This window comes from Sodalis endosymbiont of Henestaris halophilus, assembly GCF_900161835.1.
GTDB lineage: Bacteria > Pseudomonadota > Gammaproteobacteria > Enterobacterales > Enterobacteriaceae.
Genome location: NZ_LT897836.1, coordinates 412235 through 433227, shown reverse-complemented (window position 1 = coordinate 433227; position 20993 = coordinate 412235). Strand labels below are relative to the sequence as shown.

At 38.6% G+C, this 20993-nt stretch carries 11 protein-coding genes; 5 read left to right on the top strand and 6 right to left on the bottom strand.

All coding sequences use genetic code 11. The features are described 5' to 3' along the window. Window positions 1-138 precede the first annotated feature (138 nt). The 4 genes from HBA_RS00915 to coaD all read left to right on the top strand — a co-directional run bounded on the left by HBA_RS00915 (window position 139) and on the right by coaD (window position 3995). Entirely contained in the window at window positions 139-1266 is a 1128-nt protein-coding gene (locus HBA_RS00915) for a glycosyltransferase family 4 protein (RefSeq protein ID WP_097032185.1), read from the top strand. Between the two features lie 191 nt (window positions 1267-1457). Continuing rightward, window positions 1458-2723 (top strand): lipid IV(A) 3-deoxy-D-manno-octulosonic acid transferase, encoded by a 1266-nt coding sequence (gene waaA / locus HBA_RS00910; RefSeq protein ID WP_097032184.1) that lies wholly within the window; start codon window positions 1458-1460, stop codon window positions 2721-2723. A gap of 4 nt (window positions 2724-2727) precedes the next feature. Beyond that, window positions 2728-3507, top strand: coding sequence for a glycosyltransferase family 2 protein (locus HBA_RS00905; RefSeq protein WP_097032183.1), 780 nt, complete (start codon window positions 2728-2730; stop codon window positions 3505-3507). Then, a complete protein-coding gene (coaD, locus tag HBA_RS00900) occupies window positions 3507-3995 on the top strand; it encodes a pantetheine-phosphate adenylyltransferase (protein ID WP_097032182.1) in 489 nt (162 codons plus the stop codon). Before HBA_RS00905 ends, coaD begins: the two co-directional genes overlap by 1 nt. Before the next feature lie 25 nt (window positions 3996-4020). Here coaD and mutM read toward each other — a convergent pair whose 3' ends face one another. The 3 genes from mutM to rpmB all read right to left on the bottom strand — a co-directional run bounded on the left by mutM (window position 4021) and on the right by rpmB (window position 5362). Next, window positions 4021-4830, bottom strand: coding sequence for a bifunctional DNA-formamidopyrimidine glycosylase/DNA-(apurinic or apyrimidinic site) lyase (gene mutM / locus HBA_RS00895; protein WP_097032181.1), 810 nt, complete (start codon window positions 4828-4830; stop codon window positions 4021-4023). A 102-nt stretch (window positions 4831-4932) separates the two neighbouring features. Beyond that, a complete protein-coding gene (gene rpmG / locus HBA_RS00890; protein ID WP_097032180.1) occupies window positions 4933-5100 on the bottom strand; it encodes a 50S ribosomal protein L33 in 168 nt (55 codons plus the stop codon). Window positions 5101-5116: 16 nt separating this feature from the next. Further along, complete coding sequence (gene rpmB / locus HBA_RS00885; protein WP_097032179.1) at window positions 5117-5362, bottom strand: 50S ribosomal protein L28; 246 nt, start codon at window positions 5360-5362, stop codon at window positions 5117-5119. Between the two features lie 2005 nt (window positions 5363-7367). On the opposite strand from rpmB, the gene dut reads away from it, so the two are divergent. Beyond that, window positions 7368-7820 (top strand): dUTP diphosphatase, encoded by a 453-nt coding sequence (gene dut / locus HBA_RS00880; protein ID WP_097032178.1) that lies wholly within the window; start codon window positions 7368-7370, stop codon window positions 7818-7820. Between the two features lie 8668 nt (window positions 7821-16488). Here the strand turns inward: dut and mreD are convergent. The 3 genes from mreD to mreB form a co-directional block, all read right to left on the bottom strand. Next, window positions 16489-16977 (bottom strand): rod shape-determining protein MreD, encoded by a 489-nt coding sequence (gene mreD / locus HBA_RS00870; RefSeq protein ID WP_097032176.1) that lies wholly within the window; start codon window positions 16975-16977, stop codon window positions 16489-16491. Further along, a complete protein-coding gene (gene mreC, locus HBA_RS00865; RefSeq protein ID WP_457920931.1) occupies window positions 16977-18227 on the bottom strand; it encodes a rod shape-determining protein MreC in 1251 nt (416 codons plus the stop codon). Before mreC ends, mreD begins: the two co-directional genes overlap by 1 nt. Before the next feature lie 98 nt (window positions 18228-18325). Continuing rightward, window positions 18326-19369, bottom strand: a complete 1044-nt coding sequence (gene mreB / locus HBA_RS00860; protein ID WP_097032175.1) for a rod shape-determining protein MreB — start codon at window positions 19367-19369, stop codon at window positions 18326-18328. Window positions 19370-20993 lie beyond the last annotated feature (1624 nt).

Sequence of the window (20993 nt, the reverse complement as noted above, 5' to 3'; positions counted from 1 at the left end):
GATGATATGTTATTAAAACTTGACCCGATGATAGTAAAAAGTCTGGATCATCGATCCAGAGCACGCGATTGATAACGGCATATGCATTATAGAAAACATCGGCCCGTCCGTATATAGCAGCTGTAAGGAAAATCTGACATGAAAACTATCCGCCTGGCAATAGTACGGCAAACATACCGTCCCGACGGCGGCGCGGAACGCTTTATCTCTCGCGCTCTACAAGCGCTTGATAATAGTGAGCTAGAACTTAACATTATAACCCGCCAGTGGGCAGGTGAACTGCACCCCAACTGGCGGGTGCATATCTGTAACCCGCGAGGCAATAGCCGCGTTGCACGCGCGCGCGGTTTTACTGAGGCCGCTCGGCAGTACTGGCAACAGAACGATTTTGATTTAGTGCAAAGCCATGAGCGCATCGCCGGATGTGATATATTCCGCGCTGGCGATGGCGTTCATATGGCATGGTTAGAGCAGAGAAAAAGAATTATTGCCCCTCATCAGCGGTGGCTGATACCATTCAATAAATATCACCGTTATATGCTGTCTATGGAGCGCGACATATTTTATTCACCACGACTCAAAAAAATTATATGCAATTCAGCGATGGTACGAGATGATATAATCCATTATTATGGAGTAGCCCAAAATAAATTTGCCCTAATTTATAACGCTATAGATTCACAACGATTTACAACAGCCTCATCCGTGCAACGCCGAACAGCCCGAGATGCGCTATCGATTCCTGCACAAGCCTGCACGCTGATCTTTGTTGGTTCCGGTTTTGCACGCAAAGGGTTGCAACAAACCCTTCATGCAGTATCTACCACTAACCACTATCTAATTATCGTTGGAAAAGATAAACACCAGCGACGCTATAAAAATCTGGCGAAAAGCCTAGGCTGCCTGTCTCGCGTACGTTTTGCGGGCGTTCGACAAGACGTTCTGCCCTACTACCACGCTGCCGACGCGCTCATATTGCCAACGCTGTATGACCCGTTTCCAAACGTGATTCTTGAAGCCATGTCTTGTGGCCTACCAGTTATCACAAGCCACCGGTGCGGTGGCGCAGAATTTATCAATCAAGGCTGCGAGGGATTTATTTGCGATGCACTGGATATCGCCAGTCTGAGAGCTTTTGCCCACGCAATACCTTCACGTGAGCGGGATCCCACAATGGGCATCGCAGCACGGCAAAAGGTAAGCACCTGTACACCGGCAAATTTGTCACGTCAACTTATAGGTCTTTATCAACAACTTTTGTCATAGCATGTGATGCTATGATGTACTATGACGATAGCACCACGGTCAGATTGTAGCAATAATTGGATAAATGCACCCATATCATGGGATATAATCACTTATCTTACAGCGTATTCGCGATTGTAAGATATTAACGTTACCTGGTTAACAACTCATTCAAACACATGGGTTGACATAACTTGTAGTGGTCAATAACTATGATTTATAATATTGTTGTATATTTAATACAGCCTTTAGTTTGGATAAGATTATTATGGCGCAGTAGACAAGCTCCCGCCTACAGGCGCAGCTGGCCAGAACGGTATGGTTTTTGCCGGGACAAAGTAAAACCAGGATGCATCATGTTGCACTCCGTATCGGTTGGCGAAACGCTAGCAGCAGTACCACTCGTGCGTGCCCTACGAAACCGCTACCCACTTTTGCCTATCACCGTTACTACTATGACTCCTACCGGCTTAGAACGGGTACAGTCGGCGTTCGGCAACGATATTCACCATGTCTACTTGCCATATGATTTACCTGGAGCTATGAGCCGTTTCCTTGATCGGGTTACTCCTAAGCTAGTTATCATCATGGAAACTGAGCTATGGCCAAATCTAATCAAAGCGCTGCACCGCCGGAACATCCCTCTGGTAGTCGCAAATGCTCGCCTTTCAGCCCGTTCTTCTGCTGGTTACAAAATATTCAGACGATTTGTAGCTGACATGATGCGCCGCATTACGCTAATCGCGGCACAAAACGAAGAAGATGGCGCCCGTTTCTTAGCTATTGGGCTGAAAAAAAACCAATTGGCAGTCATTGGTAACTTAAAATTCGATATTTCTGTTACGCCTGATCTGGCAGCAAAAGCGCTAACCATGCGCCATCAGTGGGCGGCACGGCGCCCGGTATGGATAGCCACAAGCACTCATGAAGGTGAAGAGAAGATTCTATTGCAAGCGCACCGCCAGCTAATAAAAAACTATCCAGCCCTGTTATTTATTTTAGTTCCTCGACACCCGGAACGTTTTCCGGCGGCGGAAGCAATGACCATAAAGGCTGGTTTTAATTACATAATGCGCAGCAGCGGAGAAATACCTACTACCAGCACGCAGGTAGTGGTAGGTGATACCATGGGTGAGTTGATGCTATTGTATGGTATCGCCGACCTAGCGTTTGTCGGCGGCAGCCTCGTAGCGCACGGCGGACATAATCCCTTGGAAGCGGCAGCGCATGCTATACCGGTACTGATGGGTCCGCACACTTTAAATTTCCAAGATATTTGCAGCAAACTTAATAAAGCTGGCGGGTTGATTACAGTCACCGACGTACCATCGCTAGTCAACGCGATATCGACCATGTTAACCGATGAGAATAACCGCCTATATTACGGCTATCATGCAGTCGAGTTCCTAAACAAAAACCAAGGCGCGTTGCATCGTCTGCTCAGTCTGCTTGAACCTTATCTGCCACAACGGAGTTAGTAAAATGTCGCAAAGAAAGCGTCTATCAGTAGTACTTATCACTCTTAACGAGGCTAAATTACTTCGGGCTTGTCTGGAGTCGGTAAGTTGGGCTTATGAAATTATAGTGCTGGATGCCGGCAGCAGTGACGAAACGTGCCATATAGCCGCGCAAGCTGGCGCGCGCGTCTTTCAGTCCACAGACTGGCAGGGCTTCGGTATCCAACGCCTGCGAGCACAAGCCTATGCTAACGGCGATTATATTTTGATGCTTGACGCCGACGAACGCGTAACACCGCCACTAAAACGGGCAATTCAGGCAGTCCTACGGCAACCAGACGCAAAAGCAGTCTATAGCTTTGCGCGTCGAAATTTATTTCTCGGACGCTTCATGCGTCACAGCGGCTGGTATCCTGACAGAGTAGTACGGCTGTATGCACGCAAACATCATCGCTACAACGCTCAGCCTGTTCATGAATCCCTGGAGAAAGGCGAATGCGGGATCATTCCCCTGACGGGTAATTTAGAGCACTTAACGTGCTACCATTTACCAACATTTCAGCGTAAACAACTAGAATACGCCGAATCCTGGGCGCAGGAAAAACATCGTAAGGGATACAAATGCAGCATGTGCACCATCATAAGTCACACCTATTGTGCTTTCATCAAAACTTGGCTACTGCGCGCTGGTTTTTTAGACGGAAAACATGGCTGGTTACTTGCAGTCGTGAACGCGCAATATACTTTTAATAAGTACGCGACGTTGTGGGCTTTACACCATGTTGTGAAAGGAAATTACCACTGATGACTACTAAAGCGCTATATCCCGGCACTTTCGACCCACTGACCAATGGTCATTTAGATTTAGTGACACGCGCCACACAAATATTTGATGGGGTAGTTTTGGCAATCGCCGCTAACCCTAGTAAACGACCTATGTTTAATTTGCATGAAAGAGTAATGCTTGCAACACAAGTTACTGCACATCTACCGAAAGTAAAAGTAACCGGTTTTAGCGATTTACTAGTTGATTTTGCTCGCCAGCAGCAGGCTCGTATCCTCATACGAGGCGTGCGAGCAATAACAGATCTCGAGCATGAAATGCAGCTAGCAAAAATGAATCGGCATCTTATGCCGACGTTGGATACCGTTTTTATGATACCTACAGAAACTTGGTCTTATACTTCTTCCTCTCTAGTTAAAGAGGTAGCGATGCATGGTGGCAATATAAATCATTTTTTACCCGCAACTATAGCTAAAGCGGTAAAAACCAGGTTGTATGGATCCATCTGACAACGAGAAAAGCCAGTTTCGCTCCTTAGCGCTGACATTTGGGGCACAAAAATGTGCTCCTTTGGCTGTGCTTAATGACCTGTATCAGGGTTTCGCACGTCCGGCAAGGTTTGCCAGCCCTGCCGTAAACCTGCAACTCTTGCACAAAATAGCCCGGTTTACCATTAGACTGTAAAAAATTTCTGAAAGTAGTACCACCATGCTCAATTGAGCGCAGCAATACCACCTTAATACTGTGCGCTAATAGAACGGAATCTTCTTCGGTCAATGAATAGGCAGCACGTCCAGGAAAAATTCCTGCAATAAAAAGCAATTCGTTAGCGTAAATATTGCCGATACCGACTACCAACTTATTATTCATAAGCCACGGTTTGATTGGAGTGCGTTTATTCCGCGATTTCTCGTATAACCAGCGACCATCAAACGCATCACTGAGCGGCTCTGGCCCCAGAGTAGCTAGTAGCTGGCTATAGCGCACATCATCACTCCATAACCAAAAACCGAAACGCCGCGGATCAGTGTAACGAATTACACATCCATTACTGATGACCAAATCGATATGATCATGCTTTTGTGGTGACTGCATCTGAGGCAAAACCCGTAAACATCCTGACATGCCAAGATGAATAATTATCCAGCCTTGATCTAACTCCAACAACAAATATTTTGCTCGACGCTGTACACTTAAAACCGGTCTGTAACGCATTGTAATAATTTTTTCATCTACTGGCCAGCGTAGTCGCGCATTACGGACTGTAGCCCGCAAAATAGTATGACCCACTAACCAAGGTTCAATCCCTCTCCTAATTGTTTCTACTTCCGGTAATTCTGGCATATTATATCCCTTTTAACGGAATATCCAGCGGACTACGGTAGCACACACCCGATAACTATATAAAACACATCTAAAGTTATAGTTTTTAACTAGTCACCAAAATTATTTTATTTTGGCTTCTTTGTAAAGAAGATGTTTACGTACAAACGGATCAAATTTTTTTAATTCTATCTTGTCAGGTTTTGTACGCTTGTTTTTCGTAGTCGTATAGAAGTGACCAGTACCAGCAGAAGAAATTAGTTTGATCTTTTCGCGAATACCCTTAGCCATAATTTAGTGCCTAATCTTAATACTTTTGATATTTCTTAAAGTGGACCCGGCAATCAGCCAACACCGCTTCAATGCCCAACTTATCGATTATACGCATACCTTTAGCAGATACACGCAACGTAATAAAACGTTTGTCTCTATCAACCCAAAAACGGTGATAGTGCAGATTAGGCAAAAAACGTCGTTTAGTCGCATTCATTGCGTGGGAGCGGTTATTACCGCTTACCGGGCGCTTTCCAGTAACTTGGCAAATTTTTGACATTTTATTCTCCAAAACTCAAATAAACTTAAGCTCTAAGGACCAGCAGTAGCTTCCTTGTCAAGCTTTAGAGTTTTAAGTATTTTTGAGCAGATACTTCTAACAGAGAAATTGTGTTGCAATAAGACTCTTAACGCTACATCTAAGGTTCTCAAAGAACATGTAGTATTCTACTGTAGTATATCACTGTTCAACTCCTTAAGGATAAAAGATTTAACTGCAGAAAAAGACTTACAGTGAGCTTTGTTCGGCAAAAAAACATGCCACCTCTAGTTAATACCCAGAGGTTTTCGCACTAAAATATTAAAGAAACAGGCAGGTATTAAACCACCCGATCCATCACCGTGCAGTTAACAAATCCCAGCCTGCTACTGACTATTGATACAATAGCATATTAAAAATCGCGTCTATGATCTCGATCGGTGGTCGAAAATAATTCTCTTATAGATAAATGTTTATGCTATTCATCGCATTCTCACATAACTACTAAAGATTCATGAACTGATTGTGGCGGTTAAAAATACAAACAAAACAACTAACTTTCATTGCACATTAACACTTGATAGATGTAACGCTAAGTTAATATACAAACTAGTCACTAAATCCTCACGCATAAGATGCGACATGAAAGATGCACGAAATATTTTAACAAACTACCCGTAACTACCTCTATTACTAGCTCCTCAAAACATACGTGGTCACAAAAAATACAATAATTGGTGTGTATCTATTGTTAGAAACACACTAAATTAAACTAGCTGCTATCCGCAAACAGCCGCACATATGCGTTTAGCATGATGATTAATCTAAATTGCGCTAGTAACTTTTGTTATATTCATTATTAAGGTAAGACACATCGCAATTATTATTTCACGTGGCTAAAAATTCAATACCTACTGTCTTATTTATTATTTTTATCGAGCTATTCTGCTAGGAATTATTCTTATCTGATATTATCAAATCTGCGATAACCTAGTAAATTGTATCGCTTGGTATGGTAAAAAAAAGCTTAAGGTGTCTTCAAACTCACCACAAAAGACAAATAAACGAAACCACGAAAGTTTATGACAAAGCATTCTGAAGTATACTTTCATCAAAACATGCAACATCATGGGACTAACCAGTAAACATATTGTATTAGGGCATAAGCGAAGGTGAGCATTGTCACCTATACCACATAACCTTAGTGCATAGTTTTTCCTAGTAGAGTACAAAAATCAACATGGTAATAACGGAGCTGAAAGATACGTTTATTACACCACTAAGCTTTCAGAAGTCTCCATGCATTCATTAACGGACAGATTTGTTTAATTGGGGCCACACCCTTGTTTATTGCGACGCTAGCTAAGAAACTAGCAACATATTACCATCACCAGGCCACGCTAAGAGGCCACGCGGATAAACTTGCAACGTGTTTTAAGCGGCAAGACGCGCAGTTTATGGATGGTAGAAAGTCACTCCTTACCAATCCCCCGGCAAACGATACAATATAGCTTCCCGTTAAGAAGAGAGGAGCTATATGTGTCGCAGAATCCCACCCTTCCTAATTGCTCACTATGCCATTTTAATATAAAAATAATTATATAGCCGAGCGAACTAGAATATGCGTTGAATTTTATATATTTTAGTTATTAAAGTGCTAATTAGCTAATTTGTTCAAGCACACAAACTACCTTTAAACACAAATAACAAACTGATGATCCGACGATCACTTGAATTAAAAATACTCTTATTGTGGTAATTTTGCACGCATTAATAAAATATTTTATTGGCATCGTCGGATTTTCCATCTCTCTCTATTTAGAGGAATTTGCCGGCACCTGCGCATATATAAACAAATAAATTTGATGTAAGCTCATAACATTATCCCAAGAAATATAATGGCTTAACAATTATAACAAAGACATTACATCTGTTTTAGATAAGTGGGCAAACCTTATAACTACTGAGTAATAAACCACTGTCACCTCACGAATTAAACAACTAGTTAATGAGATAGTCAGCTATTATGATAAAAAAAATCGACGTAAAGATCTTAGATCGCCGCATTGGCGATATATTCCCGTTACCTTCTTATGCAACCATGGGATCTGCAGGTTTGGATTTATGCGCTTGTATTGATAAGCCAATAGTGCTAGCTCCAGGTAACATTACACTCATACAGACCGGGATGGCAATTCACATTAAAGATGTAAATCTAGCGGCTATTATCCTGCCACGTTCCGGGTTGGGTCATAAGCACGGTATCGTTTTAGGCAATCTAGTAGGCCTGATTGATTCGGACTACCAAGGGCCACTGAAGGTCTCGATATGGAACAGAGGACAAAATATTTTTATCGTTAAACCCGGGGTGCGTATGGCACAAATAGTTTTTGTACCAGTCATGCGAGTAGCATTTAATTTGGTTACGTCCTTTGACGCCAGCCAACGCGGCGAGGCAGGCTTTGGCCATTCTGGTTAATAATGAGCCATAAAGACTAAGCCTATTACACACTATTAAATAATAAACCGTAGTATGAAAGTTAACACAGTTTATACATTTATGTCTATTATTAGGTAGATATTAATACGATTAATATTTCTTAATTACCTGGAAAAATTAAGTTTTATTGTGGCTTACTGTTTAAATTTATATTTATTTAAAACGATAGTATCATCATAGAATCGATACCTCATCAACCGTTGTTACTGGTTACCTACTGTAATGTGCATGGCATCCTGTTTGTTCAGCAATGGGATTGCTTAAGCGGGTTACAGGTGATGTAACATAAAACCTTGCATTACATTAATAGGTAATTAAGTTCAAAAAATTTTCCTATATATAGTTTAATAAAACTACTTGTACAATACGCTAAGTATTTTATCTTTAACAAAATAAAATTAAATAGGCTTAAAATTGCATTCTTTTGCTTATTTTGTTAAGAAGATTCTTCGCCACCACCCTTTCAGGCTATGTTATTTATGGCAAAGACTTAACGCTATAACTCATTACATTATTTGTACTTCTTTTGCTGTTATCGTGGTTGATATCAAATAATAGTATACAAAAGTCAAGATACTTTGCGTTTTTAGGCGTAGAAAATCCGTTTTAAGTCCTTAAATTAATTTCTTACCTTCAAACTAAGCAAAGTACCCCCATTTGGAATTGTCTTAATTTTTCTGAGCAAGCTAAAGCAACTGAAATATTTTAACAAAATTGTTTCTCTAAAATTAGAGTTCTTATCGCGGCAGCGATATATTTTAACTATTGCAATATCTGATTTAATCAGATTAATGGTTATTATTAACGACTAAAATATTTTAATATAACGTTATAAAAATTAAACGTTTTCTCATTTTATATAGTATCTTTATTAATTAGAGTTATTCACTTAAAAACCTTGCTGATAAAATATCAAGGGCTTTATTAAAGGCATTGCGACTAGTTACTAACTAGATCTATAGTATTTTTATTTACTCCTTATAAATTACTAGAAGGGATAAATAAATACTGGTCACCCTCAACTGAATGATTATAAAACAACATAAGCTGATGCGTTTTCAATTAAAATTTATTATAAATAAGGGTCTTCGTCGCGCTGTAGTAACCATCCTCCATAATATAAATATTAGTTATGGAGGTTATGCTTACGTTAAGGCACTGTAAACTTATGCCCTACCGGGGGCACACCCCTAGGCGTTTTTCGCTTCTATAATACTCAATACTGCTTTATAGCGTTATTATACTAACATTTATATAGACGGATTATACTAAAATATCACCTCCTAATGCCATCAGGACTGTCAGTATTTACTGATGGTATCATAGCTTTCTAGATCTTTACTAGCAAACGAGCTACAAAGCTACCTAGACACATAAATCACTTTAATAGTTAATAATAAATTTGGAGATCGATATTAAGTCACTTACCTATTTTGGAAAAATTTCACACTACCAACATAAAACTGCCTAGCATTTATCAGCCTAAATATTATTAATATTACCACACCGTATCCTGGTAAAATCGTTTTACCACTAATCACTAGTAATAGAAAAGGATGTAATCTTTTAATATATTAGTTGTCTCTGCATTTATATTTGTGAGATAATAAACCTTATTAACGAGCATCGCCTTTTATTTCATCTTCTAGGTAGCTAATTTTATTTGAACCAGTTAGTATAAATAACGATAAAACAATACGTTAGCACCAATGTAGTCACCGCGTTTATCGGTATGAAAATGAGACTGCATGTGTAAGGGATAAGAGTGAAACTTTATGTCATAAAACATTTAGGAGATCGATATGAGTGCTCAACCGAAAGCATATTTTAAGTGTAAATGCGACGCTTGCAAATTTACCGCTTCAAATTTAATACGTTATCTGAAGGTATGTATGGGATCTTACCTGTATTCACAGAGGGATTTGCGAGGATGTTGGTTAACAATGCCCATCAACTTCATAATCTTCGATTATACTCTACATGTTTTAAGTTTAAACTAACACAAATACCAATATACGCGAACAATTAAACAAAAACTTTTCTATGTATTGCTTAGAGATATTAAAGATTTTACAAGACTAGTAGAATCAAAAAAGACAATAAATACATTGTCTAATAGTAGACATCTTAAAGAATGTACGAATGTTAAAATATAGAAGTTGATTAATAACGCCAGAGTGACAAAGAGAGACAACGATCCATAACAAAACACCGCATCTATGCTGCAAGATTACTTATCAGCACCAGAATATGCCTATAGCAAAGCAATACACAGTGCCAAGCAAAACTTGGGACTGAGACAGAAAGCCTCACAACCCATGTAATACAGCAAGCCGATCAATAAAATGTCATTGACATATAGATCACATAATCTTTTACTACCATCAGCGACTTAAACTATAGCATTATTCTCAATACTCTCATAAAGAAGTACTGTTGGAACTTCCAGTCGATTCATAACTAGAATCGGCAGAAAAGCTTATAGAGATTTCGGTGCACAACCCTAGTTTATCCTTGCATGTTTTAATTCGTAAGAAGGTGAGGTTACTTAATGAGTAAGTGGTCAGAATCTACGCCTCTAGACACAGATTATTAGTGTGTTAATTTTAATCTTTTTATAAAACCATGGCGCATAATAACTAGCTAACCAGTCATTATAGAGCAATAGTGTATTGTAACTTAAAGTTACGGAAAGCACGTGAAGTATCATATTTATCAAGAAATGCATCTCACTTACTGTATCAATAGATGAACTCAACAGCAGTTGCAAAAATCATTAAAGGTAATTATTTACACACCCTATTGATTGCTGAGAACTGCTATTTTCCGATTTTATCATTAACTTGATACACATTTTTAAATAGTTAGTTAGTAGCTTTTCATCAGCTGCCATAGGTATTCTTTATCTCCTATTTCTAAACATTATTGATTAATAAAGCGGTAGTGATTGCTCATAATTGATCAATAAATTAGCAAGCGCGTTATCGCTATAACACTTAATGTGGAGCGGTGAGAAAATATATCAACTAGTATCTACAACAATTTAAATGAATACTTCGGCGTCATTTGTTAAGAAGCGGCTAAATGCTGACAATAATAATTAGTATTATGTTACTCACCAAACTGAGTCGTATAAATTTCATACCTTTACTAAATAATAAATTTAAATGTAAAAATGCGGCTTAAAGGTAACTTAACGTAAGCATAATTAACGACGCACGAATTGTTCCGCTAACCATAAACAGCTCGACAATAAGCCTATAGGAGTACCAATGGATGGTTATTATATTCTCTCGGCGATAATTCACGATCGTGAATAGCTTTTGGCGATGTCAGAAAAAGCTAGGGTATACAGCTTAGACACCCGGTAATTGAGATAGTTAAATGGTAACACCCCTGGTAGTAGGAATACCTTTTCATCTTATCTTCCAGCATAATTTTTACTGGTATACGCTTTTGTCGTAGGCTTCTTACCACAGAATCCCAAATTGGAGTCAATGCTGGTAAGAGCCTTTCTGTTGACCGTACAACTACTATGTTATACATGCTGACAGCGATGTATTGCTGAAAGAAATACTGATGTGAATATAGTTACAGACCAAACCTAATTTGACACGATAATCCAATCTTACGCTCCATGTTTTTAACTTGGTTTCTTAAAAAAAACTAGCAGATAAAAGTTATCTTCTTCACCAGCGCTACCGTTATAAAACCATGGGTAACGAACTAACCAGCGTAAATAATTAAAAAAATAAGTACCTTGCCAATTGTTAGCAATAGCAATTGTCAAAAACGCAGTTTGTCGATGACAAAATAGATTACTGGTCTGTACTCCTTGAGTATTAAATTTGGGTATTTTAATATACATCTCTGCAAGCAAACTAACGATATTTAGCAAACGGGCTACAAACGCAAATATGCTTATCTAAATTGTCAGATTTAAAGGTGGATCAATATACAATAATTATACTCAAAAATCAATGGTGACTATCTGCATCAGTCGCAAAGTGCTAGCAATGCATACGATTTTATTAGCAATGGATGTCATAAAATCTTAAACGAGATATGATCATACACAGTAATATATAGTCGCATTGACTAATATTAGAGATTAAATAAATCATACTTACTTCTCGTAAGTAAGATTTTATAATGCGCAAAAGCAGCGCTCGAAAACATTTTGCATATAATTCTTTAGTTATAAAGAAATCCAAGTTTTAGACGCAACTAAAATAAATTATACTTTTATTATACTGTAATCGATTTTATTTTGTGCTAAAAGCCTCAAGATTGACATAAATTTACAACTAAAGATCGTTATTACTGTAGCGTTTAGAATAAGTGTATAAACCATAAAGAATAATAAATATGTTTGCCTAAAATGAGAAATATTAGTTAACCTACTATAGCGAATTAGAAGTGTTCTTTGCATATAACAAACTGTTTTTTAACATAATTCATGTTGTGAGTAAATAAAACAAAAAACACTTCTTCATATATTAATACATTTATGAGTTCTAATTTGAGTAATACATGCTAGACATTACTTGTCGTAAAAGTAAAATATAAAAAACTCAAACACATATTAATATTATCTAATATCCAAGGGATACTCATTATTTTTACTGGTGCCACGCGCCTGATAAAATTAATGTCTATTTTGTCAGTCAAACATGTAAAAAATCGGCACGCTATAATATAGAGCCTATTACCTCAACATAGTGAGTGCAACAAAAAGGAACGCAGCCCTTGTAGTAGCGTTCATGACGAGCTTAAAATCTCCTCAGTAACCCACAACCTATTGAAACAGTAGGGTGTTACCCTAAACGTACTGTTAACATTGTGCAATTACTTTTCACAATATTCTCATTGTACCCGATCGATCTATCATTACCCTAGTGATAACGATATCCCTTTGCTAAACCGTGCGGTCGTGACAGATTGCATTATCTAGTGCAGCTTTACAACCGGGCAATGAATTAAGCATCCTGGCCGATTTTAAACCTCTATTGACATAAAACCAGAATAACATCATCAAGATAATGTAATGTATAGATCTTTGTCGACCCACGCGTTACTTATCAAGAGATGAATTAAATAAGACAAATTAAGCATATAATTAATTGTTATTATTTATGCAAATTTATGCAAAGAACCTATAACTCTTCCGGGTTGTTATTCCCGAATGTTTATTCACGACAACTTAATTGTTAAAATTATATTTTAGCATCACGTTGCGATAGACGTAACTAATTAATTATCAAGGGATATATTAACATAAACGCTAGCAAAATAGATGTGAAAGCAGATTATCTTGTACTTGAACATCGATTACACATAAAGTTAGCGTTTATTATGATATATATAAATTATAACCTACTAGGGTTATATGCACAAACACTAGAATATCAACACCATCCACTTCTGGCCCCGTTTAAGTGGACTCACTAAAATAGGCAAACATGCGCACCCATATCAGGAGTATAAAAACAATACTAGTTATCGATGATGTCAGTTAGACGCAACCCCAGCAAGAATATCTAGACAAAACTTACTTAGACCATAACCAAATTATAGAAATAATAATAGCTATTAGCTTATATTCACTGCCCCTGCGAAAAGCAGAACATACACTGATCGAACAAACATGCAGTTTGTTAAACACACATTATAGCACCCTAGCAACCAGCTAACCATCTTTTCCTCGCCATTGTCCCCCTTGTAATATAGCATACAAAATATGCTCAAAGGGCACCATACAAGTTTACATAGCTTGTGCTATGTGTGACTATCTGGAAAGACTAATACCCGAGTTACGCATAGCAACGCGTCTTTAGCGCAAAAAAAAACTAAGTAAAGGGGGTAAATGCACTGCGCGCCCCCCCAGCTTGCTTAAGCTCATAAGTTTTTCTTTAACTTATTGCATAGAGAAAATACCGCTTTACTAGAACAGCTACTAGAAAATTGCCTTCGCACAAAAACGCTCATTTTGGCGTTAATAACGATATTCATCAGCGCTGTTAGATCAATCTTTCAGACATCCTGCTGTTCGCAGCGATAAAATGCGACAACAGCTTATTGACGTCAAGTTAGTGCACCTCTCTTGGTGCTCTTTATTTAAAATACACCCGGAAAGAATAAGCAGCCAATACGCATTAATAATCTCGTCATTATCGAATGTAAGCCAGGCTGTTTGACTCAAAAAGCGTTTTATAGTAGTTAACTAAACAATGACATAAGATCGATATTCCTGGTCTGCGGATAAATATTTCCGTTATCCACGAGTGGCTTTTTGCTGTTAGCAACCCTTGCTGATTGTGCAGAAATTTATATACAAATCTATTGCGCTATTCTAAACTTTAGTGCTATCCAAACTGGATGGAGAAATAACTTAAAGCTCTTGTCTCACCAGCACGGTATTAAAATCTAGTTGCAGATAATGATCAAAATGATCGCGGCCTGTAAAGACTCCTTCCCAAACATATATGGGAAGGATTACTACAACGTTTAGCATTGCTACTTAGTGCGATGAGACTGCATATGCAGTCGCACAAGTGGTGATTTTATGACAGCAATCCCAAACCGATATCTAGAGCGACGACCCATAAGATAAGCCAGCCACTGTGCAACTAACTTATATGATAATCAGCATTAAAGGTATTAAGTTACATTGAAACCCATGCAAGTTACAACCAATAAAGTATGCTAAACAACCAAACACAACAGGTTAACACCCTCAACGATCTTGAACACTTATGTAAGCAACAATTGTCATAAATCATTCCTGAGTAAGTAGTTAAGTCGTTTTATACCTAAACCACCTTTTGCTTTCTGTTGTACAGCTAACGCGTTCAACTTAACATCTATACTGAATTACATGTCAAACTAACAACAATATCTTATATATATAAAATATCTAACTTGCTCCTGTCTGTCAAGCTACTCAATCTGACTGTTCGCCTAGATTGCCGATAAACAAATTTTCACTCTCCCCTCGCAAAAAAGCAAGTCATATAGATCTCTTTTCAATATCGCTCCCATAATGACCAACACGTATAGTCTTAGAAAAATAAGAGTTATATAAAATAGTGCATACGCATAATTTTATGCAAAATATCATAGCTCACTGGTTGATAGTTTACCAACCAAATTCGTCCTTGGATGGAGTAGAATAGGCACTGCAAAGAAGACGTTAAATACTTTTTAACTAGAGTGTGTTGTTTTATTCCTACTAGTCATAATTGCGAAAATCCTTTGATGCCGTTTTTAACTCAACTTTTTTTTTCGACAACTCAAAGTCAATTTAAATACTAGGAATGGTGATCCGTATTGTGCATATTGATAGTAGTCATCGCCTGATTTGATTAAAGTTCAGAAAAAAACTAGATTTAAACTAAATCTTGCGCTTTAAATTTAGAATTACTGCTTTTCATTTTATGAACCATAAAAATAAAAGATCTGTTACTTACCATTGTAGCATTTTATCTGTGAGCTTATTTCTAAAATATATTCAGCAATAAAATATAGCATTAATTTATGCGCTAACCGTGACTAGATTACAATCTAGTTCATCTTATCAATGATGACAATTCGCACAATTTACGTTAGACCATAACTAAAAACCAAATACAGAATATAACTAATTTAATTGCAGCGCTTGTCTTAATACTTTTCACCTACAGCCGCTTAAGAAAGACGATATCCTTAAAAATCTTTTCTCTATTAATATCATCTGGCGCTTGGTGATACGGGCAATTTTTCAAACGTTGAACTTTCCGTATCTAAGTCGATATACTGTCATATATCGACCTAGATGCGGCTTTAGATATAAATACTAAATTATACTGAGATAGAGTAATAATATAAGTGAACGGTGCTGACCATTGTGATCCCCTGGGTCATTTACAACTTTATATCATAACATTTATCCCCTATCGTCGCAACTAGCCTGGGGATATACAACACTTAAAAATTCTTGATTCTTTAACAGCCCTCTTAAAGAAAACACTCTAGCCGAGACATTACAGGAAAGTAAGACTTTATCCATCCTATTTTAAAAATATAACCGCATGACCGACAGCATGCGGCTAATTTATCCTTTATAAGTATAATACCCTCAATACTACAATCGGCTTACTACTCTAATAGATTTCCTGTAAATACCCTGTTATTATGTACATAACAATAATTCTTAATAGCATTAGATTAAACAGGAATTAAGCTATAATATATAATCATTTTTGTTTCTTAAAATGATCCTTAAATGCACTGAACAGTTATGAACTGTTCATCTGTAACAAGATAAACGGCATAATCACATCGATTATTGCTGTGAATTTATAAAACTAAAACGATCGACTTATACAACGATTCGCCACTATTCATGTCGCGATCCATATTATCAGAGGTTAGTATACGAAATATCAGAGAGAAGTCCTAGAAAAGAGGGTTGATTAATAAAAACAATTAAAGGTTGCACGAACCTTATCACGTCCTAACAGCTACATATACATATAATTTACCACTACTGCATCCTCCACAGTAGGTGAGTACATTCGTCGTAACGAATTATTCTGTAACAGACATACCCTACTTGGGACGGAACCAAGTATCAAATAAATCACTTAAAGATAACTGGCATTATCTTTCATTGCACAGCAAATCGCCGGCGAATTTTGCGCATAAACAAGAAAAGCCAGGGCCACAATACGCCATCCACGACACTGCTACAAATTATTGCGGGGCGGAATGATATATTTATAATTACAAACTCCGCCCAGAATATGATCATTTGGTTTATGAATGATAACAGCATTACAATCAACGCCTGTTGCCAAAGACACATATTACGAAATAACTGAAATTTCATTACCGTTAAATAAGCTAGAATACTAAGCGCCAAAGCACGAACTCCGAGCGTTGAACCGAGAATTAGATCCATAATTAATCCTAAAATAAAACCAACACCTACATTCACCCGGTTAGGTAACGCCATTACCCAATAAATGAGTAGCAAATTGAGCCAAGAAGGACGGAAAAGATACAACTGTAGCGGCCAGGGCATGATTTGAAAAATCATCGCGATAAGGAAAGATAGCCACAAGATCCAACTTCCGTGGTGGTGATAACTCTTTATTATTGCTCTCCCATACAGCCAAATAATGGCTGGCGCGGGCGTATAGCGTTTGAAACAGAGTCGCCAGAGACCGTCTCCTGGATACGGCCATGACTACCGCCGGTTTTGTTAGAAAAGCGGTTAGTCAAGTTGACCGCCGTACGCCTTCTTTGAAGTAAGTTTTCACCAAGGTGCGAATTTGTATAAGTGCCTGGTCGGATATTGACCATATGTTGAAGGGGTATAGCACGGCAGCTCTGAGTTTTGTCACCACTCTTATTAATCAGGACACCAGGATTAACCGAATAGGCGTCCGTTATACCGGCCACTCCTGCCGGTGTCAGCAATACTATAGTGTCAGAATGCGGAAGCTCCTGTGGAATCATTTGCATCAAACGTTCATTAGCTACCCTATGCACCTCGTCAGGTGTCCGTGAAACTTTGCCGCACGAATCGGCGCCCCCCAGCAACAGCAAGTAGCGCAAACTCTGCAAACCAGCCGTGAGACGTGCCTGGATGATGGTATAACCGCGCTGGTTATCAACTTTTACCGAGGATACAACCGCCACCGGATACCCTTCAGGAAAGTGACCACCAAGACCAGAAGTCACTAACACATCACCGACACAAATATCAGCATTCCTAGGTAAATGCTTTAGCTGTAAATACTCGGTGCAACCATTACCGGCCACGATCATACGAATATCATTGCGCAGGACTTGTACCGGTAACGCATGAGCCACATCGCATATCAGAAGTACCCGGCTAGTGAGTTTGTTAGTGGCAATAACTTGCCCTACCACTCCTGTATTGTTGATGACCGGCTGGCCAATATAAACGCCATCATCTATACCTTTATCTATAACTACTTGATTGCTATAAGGATCGTTACTAATAGAGATCACTTGGGTAACCATTTTCTGTTCGTTTTGGCGCAACGGAGACCCCAGCAATTTTCGTAACCTGATATTTTCCTGCTTGTACTGACCCAGCAGAAGTTGCTCGCTATTTTTTAACAGCAACTCCTTGCGCAACACTCGGTTTTCCATCACTAGTTTATCACGTGCCGCTAGTGTCTGCGACACATTATCTAGCATTTGGCAAGGACCATTGGCTAAAAAATAGAAAGGACTAATGGCTGTATCCATATAAGTCCGGATTTTAACGAAGGTTTCCAGACAACTGTCGACTATGATAATGGATATAGCCATGATGATCGCTAGAAAAAGTCGTAGTTTTAGAGCAGGACCTCTGCTAAAAATCGGCTTCATAAAAAACTATGTGGTTTTCTCAACAAAGATAAAGTTTCCGTCCGAGAAAACCCATGTCGATTATTATAATCGAACATCTCCTCTATTTAAGAGATAAGTTATTCTTCGCTAAACAAAGCACCACCGTGCATATCAATCATCTCCAACGCCTTGCCTCCGCCACGAGCGACGCAAGTCAGTGGATCTTCCGCTACTACCACGGGGATGCCAGTTTCCTCCATTAGTAGACGATCGAAATTTCGCAGCAGCGCACCACCGCCGGTAAGCACCATGCCGCGCTCGGAGATGTCGGAAGCCAACTCCGGCGGACATTGTTCTAGCGCTACCATCACCGCGCTTACGATGCCTGTTAATGGTTTTTGGAGTGCTTCCAAAATTTCGTTGGAGTTTAGAGTGAAACCACGCGGTACTCCCTCAGCCAGATTACGGCCGCGTACTTCAATCTCGCGCATCTCATCATCTGGATAAGCGGAACCGACACCATGTTTAATCCTTTCTGCCGTGGCTTCGCCAATCAGAGAACCGTAATTGCGCCGCACATAATTAATAATCGCTTCATCAAAGCGATCGCCGCCAATACGCACAGATGAAGAGTAAACCACGCCATTCAGAGAGATAACCGCAACCTCGGTAGTGCCGCCACCGATATCTAACACCATCGATCCGGTGGCTTCAGATACCGGTAGGCCGGCACCTATCGCAGCCGCCATCGGTTCCTCTATCAAAAAAACTTCACGTGCGCCGGCCCCTTGAGCGGATTCACGAATCGCTCGGCGCTCTACCTGGGTTGCCCCTACAGGCACGCACACCAGAACGCGCGGGCTAGGCCGCATAAAGCTATTGCTGTGAACCTGTTTGATAAAGTGCTGCAACATTTTCTCGGTGATGAAGAAATCAGCAATTACACCATCCTTCATAGGCCGGATGGCAGCGATATTGCCGGGTGTACGCCCCAGCATTTGTTTCGCTTCATGGCCGACGGCCGCAACGCTTTTCGGACAACCAGTACGATCCTGTCGGATGGCTACGACGGAAGGTTCATTCAGGACAATACCCTGCCCTTTCGCATAAATTAGAGTATTAGCAGTACCTAGATCTATGGATAAATCATTGGAAAAAATGCCACGAAATTTTTTAAGCATAACTTATAAAATCATAAAGCAAACTAGGAAGAAAAAATTATATAGGTTTATTCTACCAATCACGTGAAAAAGCAACAAGACATAAAAATGCACATCTTTATTAAAATATCTTAATTAAGATTCTTACTTACTGACAAAATTTATATGTGAATGTTAGCTAAGCAAATACACGCTACGGCAACAAATAAGTTAGCTTACTTTTAAACACAGTAATCTCTAGCTGGGTAATACCAGGATATAGAAAGCAAATAACCATCTTGCAAATGGAGCTGGTCATACTAAGATATCCTTTCTTTCACGCAGCATAAAACTATAAAACTTTAGAATACAACGACAATTAACTGCTTATTAAAGCCTTGCTAGTGCAGTTTTAAAAAATAGCTCCTTAATAGGTTGGCCCCGCCAACATCAGCATGGTTCCTTGTGAACAAAACAAACCATAATATATAATGACAATCAAACGTTGAGTTGCATCTATAAAAAATATAAAAAATAGAATTGTGCCAGTCTACTTTAAACAGTTAATCTGATGTTGTGTACAGCAGAAATAAAATGGTGACCTTTCCTTTCTCGCCTGGCAAACCATTGTCGTTTGCCACACCGCGCGACCTGACACACAAAAGTCGTTCGCACAGGTAAAACAGTAACTTACTATAATAACTTACTGTTTTATAGTAAATAAATCTAATCATACTAAACCACTCTAGCGATTTAAAACTAAAGGGTAATAGATACACGTATCGACAGCTAAAATCATGTATCCGATGAATATAGAAATGACCCATTTATTCAAAAAGTTAATAATGGAAGAACTTATTTACCGACGGTATTTAGTCGATGCTGATTTTACTACACAAGCTTTTTTTAATCTTCAATAAATTGCTAAAGCTAGTAGCTGACTCATAATCAAGTGAATTTATCGACTTTTAAAACTTCGAGGATCCAGTAAATACAATAATAAAAAAGTCCTATCGGCGGGGTTTTGCTTTATCTTTGTATAAAGCACTTACAGCTAGCAACAAAATAGCTTACTGACAAAGCTAATTACAACCTAGAAATAAGATTCTAAAGAAATAAAATTCATATTATTCAAAACTAGTTGACCTAAAATAGCCACAATCCCACTAGAATTTAACTGGGCTATAAATATGGTTTTACGTTAATGCGAATCCCGATGAAGATAAACTTTAATAGTTGCTAGTTACGGAAAAGATTATAAATCTATAGCTTCATGTTAGACGTTAAGAAGCAATTGACTTAAGAGAATATTTCTAACTACATTTGGGTCTTAAGAAGATATTCTTACAAACATTACTTATTTATACGCCCGTTATAACTAATATGCTCTCTCAGGCAGAGACAGGATAGTGAAGATTCCACAAAATATGTAGCACCTTATTAGCACATAGCATTAACGCTGTATCTAGCCTCGCTGCTGATACCCCCTACCATAGGGGTAACCACTGCTTACTCACTACCAGTGATTACTTTGATTGTAGTGTTTCTCTTAGGTCATGTTGCATTTAGTTATATTATAGCTTTACTATGACTCAATTAGTGTTCAGGATCCATTTCCCCTCATAGTACCTATTTGGTACTTTTCATGATCAGCTGGATTATTTTT

Coding starts and splice junctions, on each gene's coding strand:
- waaA (WP_097032184.1), top strand. CDS start 1,458: ATGATTTATAATATTGTTGTATATTTAATACAGCCTTTAGTTTGGATA.
- dut (WP_097032178.1), top strand. CDS start 7,368: ATGATAAAAAAAATCGACGTAAAGATCTTAGATCGCCGCATTGGCGAT.
- mutM (WP_097032181.1), bottom strand. CDS start 4,830: ATGCCAGAATTACCGGAAGTAGAAACAATTAGGAGAGGGATTGAACCT.
- HBA_RS00915 (WP_097032185.1), top strand. CDS start 139: ATGAAAACTATCCGCCTGGCAATAGTACGGCAAACATACCGTCCCGAC.
- mreB (WP_097032175.1), bottom strand. CDS start 19,369: ATGCTTAAAAAATTTCGTGGCATTTTTTCCAATGATTTATCCATAGAT.
- HBA_RS00905 (WP_097032183.1), top strand. CDS start 2,728: ATGTCGCAAAGAAAGCGTCTATCAGTAGTACTTATCACTCTTAACGAG.
- coaD (WP_097032182.1), top strand. CDS start 3,507: ATGACTACTAAAGCGCTATATCCCGGCACTTTCGACCCACTGACCAAT.
- rpmG (WP_097032180.1), bottom strand. CDS start 5,100: ATGGCTAAGGGTATTCGCGAAAAGATCAAACTAATTTCTTCTGCTGGT.
- mreC (WP_457920931.1), bottom strand. CDS start 18,227: ATGAAGCCGATTTTTAGCAGAGGTCCTGCTCTAAAACTACGACTTTTT.
- rpmB (WP_097032179.1), bottom strand. CDS start 5,362: ATGTCAAAAATTTGCCAAGTTACTGGAAAGCGCCCGGTAAGCGGTAAT.